Consider the following 12,083-nt stretch of genomic DNA (forward strand, 5'->3'; position numbering starts at 1 on the left):
CTCCCGCCTCGATGGAAGCCGGTCGGCCCCAGCGGCCATCGTGACCGCAAAGCGCGCGCCGTCCAACGGAATGCCGGTCGTGGCGATGTCGAATAACCATGTGTGGTTAGGTTAATCTGTCGCCGCCCTTGAGCGCTCTGGAAAGGCAACCTAAGACGGATCAGTTCATGGTGAGCTTGGGCCTTCGATTTTGGAGGCCGCGCGGGTAGGCGTAAATGACGTGGCTGATTGCGTTGCTGGGCGCGACGACTTGCGCCCTCATTTTGATTGCGTTTGTTTCTAGCTATGGCCGGCATCTGGAAGATCTTCCTGGTCCTTGGATCATGAACGAGGGTCATTCGAATGATTGATCAACGGCACAACGCGCCGCGCAGGTATTTTGTTGACGCGCAGGGGCATCGTGTTCTGATAGGCCTTTCGCTGGACGAGACGGCGGAATTCGAGGCGCTGGATCTTGCACCGAAGGAGACGGTCCAAATCGTGGCCGAAACCCGCGCAGGCAAGGGAGCGGCCGCGGTTGACGACGTTCGGTGGCTCGAGCTCTACTCCAAGCACGAAGGAGCCTGGCGGGTGTGGATCGCACAAAGCCAGGCGGGGCGGATGCAGGATTTAGGCTTTGTTAACTATGCCTGACCGATGGTAGCGGCTTAGATCTCGAAAATGGGGATGGCCCACATGTTTCAGCTGTTCCTGAGAGCACGCGCGCACAACCTTCTCGGCTCCCGCCGTGAGGACAAGGGCTTCAAAGCCCGCTCCGCCGAGCGTGATGCGGAGACCGACCGCGCGAGGGTCGATGCCGTCATGGTCGCCATCGACACAGCGCTACGAGATGCGGAGAGGGAGCAGGTCGGGCTCAGTCGGCGTGTCGATGACGCGCTTGCGCGTGCTTCCGTCACCTTCGGAAACGGCACCGACGAGTATCTCGAGCGCGAGGCGCTCGACAACCATCACCAGGATCTCTTCGCGGCGGACATCTCCAACGGCCAGCGGCGGCTCAAGGAGTTGGCAAGCACCATTGCCCATTTGAAGTTCGTCAAGACCGCAATGCTCACGCGTTTTCCGGATTTCAAGCCGCCGCAGCTCAACAGCTAGTATTGGGGCTCTCGCTACGCGCTCTGCGGCCATCCTTCGAGACGCACAGGCAGACCGCGTGACAATTCGGCGTCGCTTTGCCGTTTGGCGCTTCGATCCTTTTTGCTATGGTTCCGGCAAGCATTCACGGTTCGAGGGAGCAACAAGGTGCCGATCAGAAACATGCGAAGGTTGGTTGGATTGGCGTGCGTGTTGGCCCTGGCTGCGCCGGCAACGGCGTTGGCCATTACCGCCGAGGTGGCGCGGGCATGCGACGCGGCGGTGGCCAAGGCTTTTCCGCCCAAGCAAGTCGGCAACCCCGCGGCCGGAAGTCTCAAGGGAACGGCCAAGGACAAGCGCGAATACTTCCAAAAATGCGTCGCCAACAACGGCAAGGTCGACGACGCGCCAGCGGAGGCGTCCAAGGACAGCAAGCCGTCAAGATAGAAAATCGAAGCTCGGCTAACGCCGCGGCGGCGGGCAGGGAGAATAGAACGCGCCGTTCGCCGCATTGATGCGTTCGACGCATTGGTTGGGATCGGTGACGGTCCCGGCCACGGTGAAATCGTAGCCCATGCCCTTGACGACGACGACGTAGCGGCCCGGCGAAAGCGTGAAGCCGTCCTGCTCCGGTTGCAGCAGCAGCATCCTCGGCTGATCCTCGACCGGCCCTACCTTGTAGGGGAAGGACATGCTGCGAATGACCCAGGAATCGCCCGCGTTGACCATGGCGGCCTTGCCGGAGGCATCGATGCCCATCGACCGGGACACCTTTGCGACGACTCGAACTTCGGTCACGCTTGCCTCGATGCTTCCGTCCGGTCTGAACACGATGAAGCTGACATCGCCGCTTGTCAGGGTCGTTGCACTCGGCGTGTTGATGGCCGCCGAGATCGCAACGCGGCGGTCCGGAATCTTTCCGGGGACGGGTTTCAATTCCTGCAGTTGCCCCTCGTTCAGCGCGTAGACGCCGAAGGTCGTCGGCAAAGGCATGGAGGGGTGTGCAGGTGGCGCCGGCTCCTTTGCGCTGTCGGGCGCTCGTTCAATAGTCACGCTCTCCGGCGGGGCTGCGGTCGGCCGGGGCTCGGCGTTGCTCGGCGCGCGCTCGGATGGCAGTGCCAATTGTGACAGTTCGGACACCTGTGTCCTCAAACGCGGCCAATAGATCACCGCGGTGCTGGCGCCGGCCATGAGCACGAGAATGCCGGCCAGTCGAACCAGAAAGGTGAAGGCGCCGCTCCGTTTGAGTTGATCCGGCGATCGCGGCGAAGCCACGGGACGGCGCAGTGCTTCCGCGTCCTTCGCAGTAGGCGGCGAAGCCGAAACGGGTGACGACATCGGAATGGGCGGGGGAGTGGGGGTAGGGACCGGAGCGGCGGTTGCCGCGACAATTTTGTGCGGCTCGGACGCGGCGCTACGCTCGAAGGTGCGCTCGACCTCCTTGATGGCACGTTCGAGGACTTGCTGAAGCTCGCGAGATTCCCGCGCGTCGGCGTGGGTGAATTGCTCCAGAAGCTTGACGCGCGCCAGCTCATAGACGATCTCCCGTATCTGCTGGGGATCGTCAGACACGGCGCGGATTCGGCTCGACAGGAGACGGATAAACCCGGCTTTGATCTGTTGCGTCGAGGGAGCGTTGGCCGCAGTTTCACCGGAGTCGGTCATCAAGGCCGATCAAGTAGCCCGGATAGGGCTATTTCGCTAGGTTTTTCCGCGTGAGACCTCGCGATCGAGGAGCTCTCCCGCTGATGACCGGGTCTGCAGACGTCCCCTCTCGGTCCTTTGAAGGTGCTTGCTTTTAGGGGGAAACCTGTGACATTTCGCCAAGCCCCTCTTTCCGGTGTTCGACCATGCGCGGCGTTCTGACAGTCCTCTCGGTTTTGACCTTCCTGGCTTCGCCTGCCGTTGCGCAAGGGATCAAGGATCAGGCCAACACCACGAGTTCCAGCATCATCACGACGCCGACGAAGAAGGCGCAAACCACCCAAGCGGCGTCCCGGCCGACCGCGGTCCGGCATGTGACGGGGCTTCCGGCCGGAAAGTCGGCCCAAGGCGTCTGGCGCGATGGCAAGCTGGTTGCCGTCCCCCGCTAAGGTTCACCCAACGAACCGTGAAGGAACGGTGATCGCCTCCCTGACGTTCATGCTCGGGAGATATCGTATGAAACGACCAGTTCTGATCGCCATTGCGTTGCTTATGCCCGCCGCTGCCTGGGCCCAGGGCGTCAACGATCCTTCGACGCCCAACCGCAACGTGATCATTGTCAATCCGTCGCAGTCCGCGCCCCCCAACGCGACGCGTAATATCCCGAGCCGGATCGAGCCCCCCGTGACGACCGGCGGCGGACGCGCGCGCCCTTACTACGGGAGCAGAACCCGGGGCAGCGGGTCGAGCCGTCGCTAGGCGTGCAGAGGCCCCGCAATGTCGAGGGCAGCTATTGCGGGTTGACTTCGACCTCCAGGGTCGACGTCCCCGGCTCGCGCCGGTTCGTGCCAGAGATCAGCAGCGTGAACTTGTCGGTGCCGCGTATTCCGTTGTCCGCCGAATAGCGGAAGCCGGACCCGACCACCGCCAATTGTCCCCGTGTGGGTCCGCTCACGACCGATACATTGAAGATCTGCATATAGGACCAACGCAGTCCCTGGATACAAGCCGTCCCAGGCGCGATCGACATCGTCCATTTCACCGTGTCGTGCGACAACGCGAACGGCGTCCGTTCCTTGATGCAGAGTGGGCTCGCCTGCGCCGCGAGGCAGGACATGGCGGAAACCGCGACGGCAACACCTGACAGCAATACCGGCCTTGCACGCATTCTCGGCAACTCCACGAGGGGAGGTCGAAAGCTAGCTGCAATGATCTAACGAGGCCTTAGGGCAGATCTGCGGCCCTCGAGTCGATCCTATGACGCCGATCTCAGGTCCACCAAATCATCCGTCTGACTTTCTCGGCACCATGCCATCCTGCGCCTGTTTTGCCCGACGCGTCAATTCGAGTTTCGGAAAAGGCGTAAGTCGTTGATTCCGCTGATGCCGGCTACTGTGCATGGGGTTGTTTTTCAATTTTTGAGGAAGGGCTCCCGACGGCGCCAAGCCAGCTGTCCGATTATTGCCCGTTCGGTGACATCCCGCCGCCGGCAGGGAAATTGCTGGCCTTGAGTGTCATTCCGCTGACGCGGAAGCGCACATTTCCGGCCAGGTACAGATAGTCCGAGGTGGTACTGCCAACCGTGCGGACCTCAACGTAAGTCAACGTGATCGAGCCTACGCTCGGGGTGACCTGGGTGATATCGACGTAACGGGCGCCGGGAAAGAGCTTCTGGTCGAGGCCGTAGAAGATCTTCTCCCGCTCGGACCACAGGACGAAGTGACCGCCGGCCTTCTGATCGACCGCCTCATATTGCGTATGGATGACTTGCGGGTATTCGATCTGGCCGGCCGTCGCCGATTGCGTTGCGAAGCAGATGACCAGAGCCAAGGGGGCAATGCTGCGAACCACGTGCTGAAATCCTCGGAGCTAAAGTGGAAACTCTGCCCGCGAATTGGCTTTCTTGCAATCCGCAAAGGTATAGTCTGAACCTGAGATGAGGCTGGTGCGGCTAACGATGGTCCTCATGCCCTGGACTTGGAGTGACCCGCGTGCGCACCGCCCGAAGTAACCATTCGCTCGCCTGCGGAAGGCGGTTTGGGGCGCTGGCTCGTGCGGTCATGACCGTTGTCGGCGCGCTCGGCCTTGGCCTCGCAAGTCCGTCTTTGTGTCTCGCTCAGACCGAGCCGGAGCCCTCGCTCAACGACTATCTTCCACCAAGCGAGCCGGAAGTGACGCGCGACGAATGGCGGCAGCGGATCGAGGACGCACGGCGCCGAGCCAAGGAAGTCTCGCGCGAGCGGCGGGAGCATCCCGAACTCTATAAGCCAATTCCGGAAGATCCGGACCTTGTCGCGACCGAACGCCTTCTCCGCGACGACAGCCTGCAGCGGGGCGACATCGTCACGACCAAGAAGGGCATGTTCGTCTATCAGGGGCGATCCGACCAACCGCGCCGCGAACAGGACTTTGTGCCGGTCAATCCGAAATCGGTGCGCTGAAGTTCAGTACCGCCGCAGGATCTCGTTGAATTTGGGATCGGTCACTTTCGTGGTGTCGAGCAGCAGCGCCTTGCCTTGCGGAGTTGCCTGCACGTAGGCCGCAATCAGCAACGGCTCGTAACGCGAGCGGTTGGCGAGCGCGGAGCGGATGTCGGATTGCGCCAGCAGCTTGATCTCCTCGTCCGTCGCAGCCGCGCTCGAGGTCACGGTCCGGACGCGAGCGAAGGCGACGTCGATCGGCACCGATCCGGTCAAGTAGGACATCTTCACCGCGGGCGTCGCCGCTTCGCCGGCCTGGGCCTGTAGCGTGCCGAGCGTGAGCCAGAGCGCAGGCCTGATCGGTGAGACCTTCAAGGCCGCGACCACGGCGGCCTGGGCCGCCTTGTTTTCGCTGGCCCGTCCGCCGGCATCGGACGAAGGGCGGTGAAGAACGTCAGCGGCCATTGCGGCCGCGTAATTCGCGAGCAGGTCCCCATCCAGCGAAACCGATGCCAAGACACCGCCGGCCGCCAGCTTGGCCTTCTCGGGCGGAATCTCGCCCGAGAACAGGTCGCTCGCGCGAAAGTTCGGTCGGATGAGATCGCCGTAGAATTCCATGCCGGCATGTAGCGCCAGCACGATGGCGCTGCAGATGCCGATGACGCGAAGCAGGAACATGCGGTTCATTGGAAATCGACGAGGCCTGTGAGGGCGAAGCGAGCACGGGATTGAAACGAGAGCAGGGCCCTTAAATCGCCATCAGACTATCACCTTGGATCGTCAGCAGCGTCAAGTTTCCGGTCGCATAGGCGCCGGTGTCGATGTTGATGCGGTTCGGACGAATATCGGGCACGCTGACCGGCGTATGGCCGTGGACGATATATTTGCCGAAGCGCTCCTCGGACGCGAGGAATTCCTCGCGGATCCAGAGCAGATCCTCATCTCTCTGGCGCTCGAGCGGGACGCCAGGCTTGACGCCGGCATGCACGAAGAAGAAGTCGCCGCAGGTAAAGGACGAGGGCAATTGCTGGAGGAAGGCCAGGTGCTCGGGCGGCAACGCGCGCTTCAATCCTTCGATCAATTCGATCTGTTGCTCCGTTGACGGATTCATCGTCGGCGTGATGCCGTAGGAGACCAGCGTCAGGAGGCCGCCATAGTGGCGCCACTCCTGCAGGCGGGCGGGGTCCTTGAGGACCTCGAGCAGGAAGATCTCGTGGTTGCCCTTCAGACAGACCGTCTCGTGCGATTTCGAGCGCTCGATCAAAAGATCAAGCACGGCGCGCGAGTCCGGGCCGCGGTCGACATAGTCGCCGAGAAAGACCTGGATGGCCCGCTCGGGAGCGGAGCGGGCCAGATCGACGTCGATGACGGTTAACAGCGATTGAAGCAGATCGGCGCGGCCGTGCACGTCGCCGATGGCATAGACGCGGACGCCGTCGGGAAGCCGAGGCTTGGTCTTCTTTCGAAAGCGTGAGGAGAGGCCCATCAGGTCGGTCGAATCGCTTCCAGCGTCACGAGCGGAACGTCTTGTCCGCTCTTAGCAGAACAAGTCACACATCGGTATTCTTAATTGTTTCCGACCAACGCGCCCGCATTTTGATTAAAGGATCGCGCGGCCTTTGAGCCGTATTTCAAGACGTCTCGCGTAGCGTCTCCCCAACAAGAACGGGGAGCGCGACATGCGCAAAGTTGTAAAGTTCCTGGCGGCCGTGGCCGCCATCGTCGTTGCTGCAGGGGTGCAGCAGCGTGCTGAAGCCGCGTTCGTCGGTGCGCCCTTGGGGCTGCGCGGCGCCATCCAGTACATCAAGTTCGATCAGCCGACGCTGGCGCCGATGGCGTTCACGCTGTTTTGCCTGAAGTACAAGGACGAGTGCAAGCCGCGGCCGCAGCACATCGTGTTCAGGGGCGGACGCCTGAAGCTTACGGCGGAGCGGCTGGTGCAAATGCAAGAGGTCAACCAGCAGGTCAATACCGCCATCCGCCCCGAGGCCAATCTGGAAGGGCTGCGCGGCGAGAAGTGGCTGCTGCATCCGACCAGCGGCGACTGCAACGATTACGCTGTGACAAAACGCCACGAGCTGATTGCCAAGGGCTTTCCGGCGCGCTCGGTGCTGCTCAGCGAGGTCGTGACCACCTGGGGCGAGCATCATCTCGTGGTCGTGGTGCGCACCTTCGCCGGCGATCTCGTGCTGGACAATCTCTCCGGCCACATCATGCCCTGGTCGAAGAAGCCCTATCGCTGGGTCCGCATTCAGTCGCCCAAGAACCCGAATTACTGGGCCTCCCTCGGCGATCGCGCGGTCTGATCACCCGCGCTCTATCGTGATCCGGATTGGCTGACGCTCTGCGACAGCCCCAGTCCGACGATCACTGTAAGACACAGAATTGCTGCCGGGCGCAGCAGCCCGGGCCCGGCGAAGCTCTGAACCAGCGCAAACAAGACACAGGCCGCGGCGGCCGCTGGGAAGAACGAGTCGCGTCCGCGCTGCAAGGCGCCGAAGAACAGGCGCGCCAGCGCGATCGAGCTCACCGCCAGCGTGGCGGCCAGGCCAATCCATCCCATGCCGGCAAAGACGGCTGCGGCCGTCGACGGCGCCGCCAAAGCGGCTCCGGCATCGCTCTGATAGATCCGGCCCACCGCAGCAAAGGTCCCGGCGCCTGCGCCGAACCAGCGCGTATCGGACAACATGCGCTCCAGCGCGGCCCGCGTTTCAGCCCCCATATCCGGGACGAGCCGCAGCAGGACCGGTCCGGAGCCCTTCTCGAACAGGAAGGACAGGACGATCGCCGCTCCGATCAGGGCGGCGGCCGACAAGGCGCTCGCTGCCAATGGCGATAGGTCGAGCCTGCGAATGACGAGGATCAGCAGGATCAGCACAATGCCAAAGCCTGCTGCGATCGCGCTGTTCGTGCCTGACAGGCCGAACACCGCAAGCGCGCTTGCCAGCGCGCCCACGAGCCCGCCAAGGCCGATCGCCACCGAGCGAAGGACCGAGTGATGCGTCTCGGCCCGTTCGGCAGCAAGCTGCATCACCGCCAGGTTGAGCATGAGGCCGAAGCCGGCCAAAGTGGTCGTGAAGTCCGAGGGCGCGGCTCCAGCAAGTGCCGGCGAGAGCCGATGCAGGTCCAACATCAAGGCGGAGATCGCGGTTACTCCGCCCAGCACAAAGAGAACCAGCTCGGCACGGCTGCGGTTGCGGACCACCAGGATGGTGACGCCGAGCAACGAGATCGCTGCAAGCGCCAGCAGCAGCGTGCTTACGGTCAAGCCGATGTCGGCCGTGATCGGTCCGAACGGCAGGCCGCCTATGGCATCGCGCGTGCTGGCCCAGATCGGATGGGCAAAGCTCAGTGGAAGCGGGGCGAGTTGAGCCGCGATGAACAGCGGAATCGCGATCGGGATCCAGCGGCCCCAGGAGGTCGCGCGGACATAGTGGTCGTAATCGGCTTTTCGCGCGCTCGCGGTGGCTGCCAGCAGGCTTAGCGCGGCGGCCATCGTCCCGAGCTGTGCACCGAACTTGGCGCCGGCGATTTCGAGAGTGGAAGCGGAGACGATGGAAACGATGAGGGCAAAATAAGCGAGGGACAAACGGCGCGCTCGAAGGGAATCCTGAAACGGTCAGGTCACCATACAAGCGAGCGGGTGGTTTTCAAACAGAGGCCTGCCTCGGTCCAACGCTTAAACCTTGAACCCAGATCCTTGAACCCAGATCCTTGAACTTTGGGCCATTTGCGCGCGGGCTCGTCGCAGCGTTGATCGGCGCGATCAGCGGGTGGCCTTGATCGGACGGCCGAAGACGCGGGCGGCGCGTGCGGCGGCAAGGCCAAAGCGCGCGGCCGAGCCGAAGAGATAGCCGCCCTGGAGGGCGATGGCCGCGAGTGCCACGCCTTTCAGGCTATCGAGCACGGTGAGATCGAGCATCAAGCCGACCGGGATGGCCGCGAGCACCATGACGAAGGTCAACGGAAGCAACACCAGGACGCGAAAGCGTTGGCCCAGCACTGCACCCACCAAAAAGCTGAAAATCAAAAGCGCGGTCATCCGAAACACTCTCCGTGCTTCGGACCCTAGGTTCCCCTCCCTAAAAAGACCCTTAAGCTGTATGGCTAAATTTGGCCTATTGGCTGCAATTTGCCAGCAGCGAATGATAGGCCTCCCGCAAGCCGTTCAGGGCCACCACGCCCTTGATCTCGCTGTCGCTTTCCCTGACCACCACTGACAGCGAGGCCGTTGTCTGCCACTTGCCGGCGGCAAAGGCCGAGACCTCGTCGGGCAGCAGCACCGCGGCGCCTGCGGCCACCATGCTGGCGTCAAAGGTCAGGGTGCCGCCGCTGCTCGCGGCGATGGTGACCTTGGGATGGCTCCGCGGCGGAAAGGGCCGGATCAAGGCCACCAGCACGTCCATCTTGCCCTTTGGCGCACAGCGAACGATGAGGCCGGCAAAGTCCGGGTCGGATTGGGCGGTATCCGCGGTCTTCGTGATGGCCGCGAAGCTTTCGCCGTCCTTGCCTCCCTGGGTGCGGCTGAACTTCCAGACGGAGGAGGGGGTGGGGGCGGCCACCTCAACGGCGGGTGCGCCCTGGCACGAGGACCGCGCGCTGCCAGCGCATGAGGTAGCAGAGCCCCATGGGCGATCAGCGGCGCCAAGGAGGGAGCCTGCCAACAGCGGGACAAGAAGGAGGCCAGACAATGGGAGTTCCTATCCTTGACGGCCCAGACTTAGCAGAGCGGAGAGAGGTCAAGAAGCCTCGCGCTCGACACACGGAGCCCTTGAGTTGGGCGGTTTGCTCGCCGACCGGGCACACGAAATACAACAAATGGTCACAAAGGGTTAAACCAAGCCCCAAAGAGTGACCCGCACGCAACAGTAGCCGACCGATCGCTCCGTTAACCACCGGGAACCCTTGTCGCACCACCCCCTAGGCCGTACCAATCAGGGCTAATTGGGGTCTCCTGGGGCGCGATTCATGCATTCCTTTGCCAAGTCTTATTTATTCAAACCAGCGTTTCTGATGGCCGCTTTGGCGCTCGGAGCGTGCTCGACCAATCCCGGCTCGGGTCCGCTGACGGACGACGTTAACAACAAGATTCAGACTGAAAACGCTCCGGCCTACGAGCTGGTGCCGCTCAATCCGGCGACTGTGAAGATCCTGCACACCCACGAGCCCAAGGGGCTCGCCGGCGTGTTCACCGATCGCCGTCCGCCCGCCAGCATCGTATTCGGCATCGGCGACGTCGTCAGCGTCACCATCTTCGAAGCTGCGGCAGGCGGTCTGTTCATCCCGGCGGAAGCCGGCGTCCGTCCCGGTAACTATGTGACGATCCCGGATCAGTCGGTCGACAATGATGGCTTCATCACCGTGCCCTATGCCGGCCAGATCAAGGCTGCGGGCCGCACGGCCGTGGAAATCCAGCGCTCGATCATCGAGAAGATCGGCAACCGCGCCATCGAGCCGCAGGCGGTGGTTTCGATGTCCTCGCAGCGCACCCAGCTCATCAGTGTGCTCGGCGAAGTCAATTCGCCGGCGCGTTATCCCGCGAGCGCGGCAGGCGCGAAGGACAAGGTGCTCGACGCGATCACCCGAGCCGGCGGCATCAAGGGCCAGGGCTTCGAGACCTGGGTCATGCTGGAGCGTGGCGGCAAGCGGGCCACCGTGCCGTTCGAAAATCTCGTGATGGCGCCCGAGAACAACGTCTATGTTCGCCCCGACGACAGCATCTACGTCTATCGCGAGCAGCAGAAGTTCCTGGCGTTCGGCGCCAGCGGCCAGAGCGGCGAGTTCAACTTCGATGCATGGCGCATCAACCTCGGCGAAGCCGTGGGCAAGGCGGGCGGTCTTCTCGATGGCCAGGCCGATCCGGCTGCCGTGTACATGTATCGCCGCGAGCCGCGCGATGTCGCTGCCCAGCTCGGCATCGACGTCAGCAAGTACACCTCCGAGACGATCCCGGTCATCTTCAACGTGAACTTCCGCGATCCCGGCGGCTTCTTCCTCGCCACCAAGGTCATGATGAAGAATGGCGACGTGATCTATGTCTCGAACTCGCGCAACGTCGAAGTTGCCAAGTTCCTGAACTACATGCGGGTGATCATGGCGACCGGCGGCGATGCCGTGAACCTCTCCAACGATGCCCTGATCTTCCGCAACAACATCAAGCTGGCGCCGTAAGACGCCAACTTGGTCCACCGAAACCGATGGCACCGGGGCTTGGTCCCGGTGCCATTTTCGTTGTGCGATCGAAGCGGTTCTGCTGTGGCTACGAGTTCGGGAATTGAATCAAGGCGCCACTGAGCACGGCGCGCCGGTCATCGGTCACCCCGCGATGTTGCAAGGGGCTTCATGCGCTTTCGAACACTTTGCCGTCTTCTGGCTCTCGTCCCCGTCGCCCTCGGGTTTGCACCGCTCGGGCAGGCTCTCGGCGCTGCTGCAGAGCTAGGCGTTCGCCATCGGATTGACGTGGTGGTCTCCACTGAGCCTGATGCTCCAATCCTCTCGCGCCTCAAGGGAGCCAAGGGCGAGCTGTCATTGACGGTCCGGCTGTCGGCGAACTCCAAGGAGAGCAAGTTCTTCGGGATGCTGCGCCCGTCTTTCCCCGATATCACCATTCCCGATGGTCCGGGCAAACCGCTGGTCCAACAGACCAAGCTGTGGGAGGAGGATGTCTGCCATCAGCGCCGCGGCCTGCCCAAAGTCACGGTGACGCAGCTCGGCGGGCATTTCGGCGAGGGGGAGGGGCGGATCGAGATTTCGGCCATCAACCGGCACATCGGAGTCCTGGTCCCGCCTGACGAATTAACCCCTGGAATAAAACTCGATCCGGGCAGTGATAGCTTTGGAGTATTCTTGGCATTCCGGGCGCAGACCCGGAACAGCCGCCTCAACGTGGATCTGAAAATCTATCCGATCGATTGCTTCCTCTAAGCTCAAGCAGCTCGCAAGAACGAC

The 12,083-nt window shown here is 62.6% G+C and carries 16 protein-coding genes; 8 read left to right on the top strand and 8 right to left on the bottom strand.

Annotation, left to right across the window (positions count from 1 at the left end; translation table 11 throughout):
- Window positions 1-342 precede the first annotated feature (342 nt).
- The 3 genes from AABA84_RS08375 (at window position 343) to AABA84_RS08385 (ending at window position 1,518) form a co-directional block, all read left to right on the top strand.
- Window positions 343-633 carry a hypothetical protein gene (locus AABA84_RS08375; protein ID WP_212251190.1) on the top strand — a complete coding sequence of 97 codons (291 nt, stop codon included), beginning with the start codon at window positions 343-345 and terminating at the stop codon, window positions 631-633.
- A 42-nt stretch (window positions 634-675) separates the two neighbouring features.
- Window positions 676-1,092, top strand: coding sequence for a hypothetical protein (locus AABA84_RS08380; RefSeq protein ID WP_212251192.1), 417 nt, complete (start codon window positions 676-678; stop codon window positions 1,090-1,092).
- Window positions 1,093-1,281: 189 nt separating this feature from the next.
- Complete coding sequence (locus AABA84_RS08385) at window positions 1,282-1,518, top strand: hypothetical protein (RefSeq protein WP_338311832.1); 237 nt, start codon at window positions 1,282-1,284, stop codon at window positions 1,516-1,518.
- A 15-nt stretch (window positions 1,519-1,533) separates the two neighbouring features.
- Here the strand turns inward: AABA84_RS08385 and AABA84_RS08390 are convergent, their stop codons facing one another.
- Window positions 1,534-2,736 (bottom strand): hypothetical protein, encoded by a 1,203-nt coding sequence (locus AABA84_RS08390; protein WP_212251194.1) that lies wholly within the window; start codon window positions 2,734-2,736, stop codon window positions 1,534-1,536.
- Window positions 2,737-2,921: 185 nt separating this feature from the next.
- Here AABA84_RS08390 and AABA84_RS08395 point away from each other — a divergent pair, with 185 nt between their 5' ends.
- A complete protein-coding gene (locus tag AABA84_RS08395; RefSeq protein ID WP_194406424.1) occupies window positions 2,922-3,164 on the top strand; it encodes a hypothetical protein in 243 nt (80 codons plus the stop codon).
- A 341-nt stretch (window positions 3,165-3,505) separates the two neighbouring features.
- Here AABA84_RS08395 and AABA84_RS08400 read toward each other — a convergent pair whose 3' ends face one another.
- Both AABA84_RS08400 and AABA84_RS08405 read right to left on the bottom strand, forming a co-directional pair.
- On the bottom strand, window positions 3,506-3,883 hold the full coding sequence (locus AABA84_RS08400) for an Ig-like domain-containing protein (RefSeq protein WP_212251196.1): 378 nt from the start codon (window positions 3,881-3,883) through the stop codon (window positions 3,506-3,508).
- Between the two features lie 290 nt (window positions 3,884-4,173).
- The gene (locus AABA84_RS08405; protein ID WP_338311833.1) at window positions 4,174-4,566 is read right to left on the bottom strand and encodes a hypothetical protein; all 393 of its coding nucleotides are present in this window, start codon (window positions 4,564-4,566) and stop codon (window positions 4,174-4,176) included.
- A gap of 140 nt (window positions 4,567-4,706) precedes the next feature.
- Between AABA84_RS08405 and AABA84_RS08410 the strand changes: the two genes are divergently transcribed.
- Entirely contained in the window at window positions 4,707-5,156 is a 450-nt protein-coding gene (locus AABA84_RS08410) for a hypothetical protein (RefSeq protein ID WP_338311834.1), read from the top strand.
- Window positions 5,157-5,159: 3 nt separating this feature from the next.
- On the opposite strand, the gene AABA84_RS08415 is transcribed toward AABA84_RS08410, so the two are convergent.
- The gene (locus tag AABA84_RS08415) at window positions 5,160-5,822 is read right to left on the bottom strand and encodes a hypothetical protein (protein ID WP_212251200.1); all 663 of its coding nucleotides are present in this window, start codon (window positions 5,820-5,822) and stop codon (window positions 5,160-5,162) included.
- 61 nt (window positions 5,823-5,883) lie between these two features.
- Complete coding sequence (locus tag AABA84_RS08420) at window positions 5,884-6,621, bottom strand: metallophosphoesterase family protein (protein WP_338311835.1); 738 nt, start codon at window positions 6,619-6,621, stop codon at window positions 5,884-5,886.
- Window positions 6,622-6,814: 193 nt separating this feature from the next.
- On the opposite strand from AABA84_RS08420, the gene AABA84_RS08425 reads away from it, so the two are divergent.
- Window positions 6,815-7,441 (top strand): transglutaminase-like cysteine peptidase, encoded by a 627-nt coding sequence (locus tag AABA84_RS08425; protein ID WP_212251204.1) that lies wholly within the window; start codon window positions 6,815-6,817, stop codon window positions 7,439-7,441.
- Between the two features lie 11 nt (window positions 7,442-7,452).
- On the opposite strand, the gene AABA84_RS08430 is transcribed toward AABA84_RS08425, so the two are convergent.
- From AABA84_RS08430 to AABA84_RS08440, 3 genes are all read right to left on the bottom strand, one after another.
- Entirely contained in the window at window positions 7,453-8,724 is a 1,272-nt protein-coding gene (locus AABA84_RS08430; RefSeq protein ID WP_212251206.1) for a hypothetical protein, read from the bottom strand.
- A gap of 177 nt (window positions 8,725-8,901) precedes the next feature.
- Complete coding sequence (locus AABA84_RS08435; protein WP_212251208.1) at window positions 8,902-9,177, bottom strand: hypothetical protein; 276 nt, start codon at window positions 9,175-9,177, stop codon at window positions 8,902-8,904.
- Between the two features lie 76 nt (window positions 9,178-9,253).
- Window positions 9,254-9,697 carry a hypothetical protein gene (locus AABA84_RS08440; protein WP_246550765.1) on the bottom strand — a complete coding sequence of 148 codons (444 nt, stop codon included), beginning with the start codon at window positions 9,695-9,697 and terminating at the stop codon, window positions 9,254-9,256.
- Window positions 9,698-10,103: 406 nt separating this feature from the next.
- On the opposite strand from AABA84_RS08440, the gene AABA84_RS08445 reads away from it, so the two are divergent.
- Together AABA84_RS08445 and AABA84_RS08450 are read left to right on the top strand one after the other, a co-directional pair.
- Window positions 10,104-11,306 (top strand): polysaccharide biosynthesis/export family protein, encoded by a 1,203-nt coding sequence (locus tag AABA84_RS08445; RefSeq protein WP_212251211.1) that lies wholly within the window; start codon window positions 10,104-10,106, stop codon window positions 11,304-11,306.
- A gap of 171 nt (window positions 11,307-11,477) precedes the next feature.
- Entirely contained in the window at window positions 11,478-12,059 is a 582-nt protein-coding gene (locus AABA84_RS08450) for a hypothetical protein (protein WP_338311836.1), read from the top strand.
- The last annotated feature ends 24 nt before the right edge of the window (window positions 12,060-12,083 follow it).

This window comes from Bradyrhizobium sp. TM239, assembly GCF_036247985.1.
GTDB lineage: Bacteria > Pseudomonadota > Alphaproteobacteria > Rhizobiales > Xanthobacteraceae > Bradyrhizobium > Bradyrhizobium ottawaense.

Excerpts from the sequence above, each read along its gene's own strand:
- AABA84_RS08420 (WP_338311835.1), bottom strand. The coding sequence starts at position 6,621 with ATGGGCCTCTCCTCACGCTTTCGAAAGAAGACCAAGCCTCGGCTTCCC.
- AABA84_RS08380 (WP_212251192.1), top strand. The coding sequence starts at position 676 with ATGTTTCAGCTGTTCCTGAGAGCACGCGCGCACAACCTTCTCGGCTCC.
- AABA84_RS08435 (WP_212251208.1), bottom strand. The coding sequence starts at position 9,177 with ATGACCGCGCTTTTGATTTTCAGCTTTTTGGTGGGTGCAGTGCTGGGC.
- AABA84_RS08395 (WP_194406424.1), top strand. The coding sequence starts at position 2,922 with ATGCGCGGCGTTCTGACAGTCCTCTCGGTTTTGACCTTCCTGGCTTCG.
- AABA84_RS08390 (WP_212251194.1), bottom strand. The coding sequence starts at position 2,736 with ATGACCGACTCCGGTGAAACTGCGGCCAACGCTCCCTCGACGCAACAG.
- AABA84_RS08450 (WP_338311836.1), top strand. The coding sequence starts at position 11,478 with ATGCGCTTTCGAACACTTTGCCGTCTTCTGGCTCTCGTCCCCGTCGCC.
- AABA84_RS08415 (WP_212251200.1), bottom strand. The coding sequence starts at position 5,822 with ATGAACCGCATGTTCCTGCTTCGCGTCATCGGCATCTGCAGCGCCATC.
- AABA84_RS08375 (WP_212251190.1), top strand. The coding sequence starts at position 343 with ATGATTGATCAACGGCACAACGCGCCGCGCAGGTATTTTGTTGACGCG.
- AABA84_RS08400 (WP_212251196.1), bottom strand. The coding sequence starts at position 3,883 with ATGCGTGCAAGGCCGGTATTGCTGTCAGGTGTTGCCGTCGCGGTTTCC.
- AABA84_RS08425 (WP_212251204.1), top strand. The coding sequence starts at position 6,815 with ATGCGCAAAGTTGTAAAGTTCCTGGCGGCCGTGGCCGCCATCGTCGTT.
- AABA84_RS08445 (WP_212251211.1), top strand. The coding sequence starts at position 10,104 with ATGCATTCCTTTGCCAAGTCTTATTTATTCAAACCAGCGTTTCTGATG.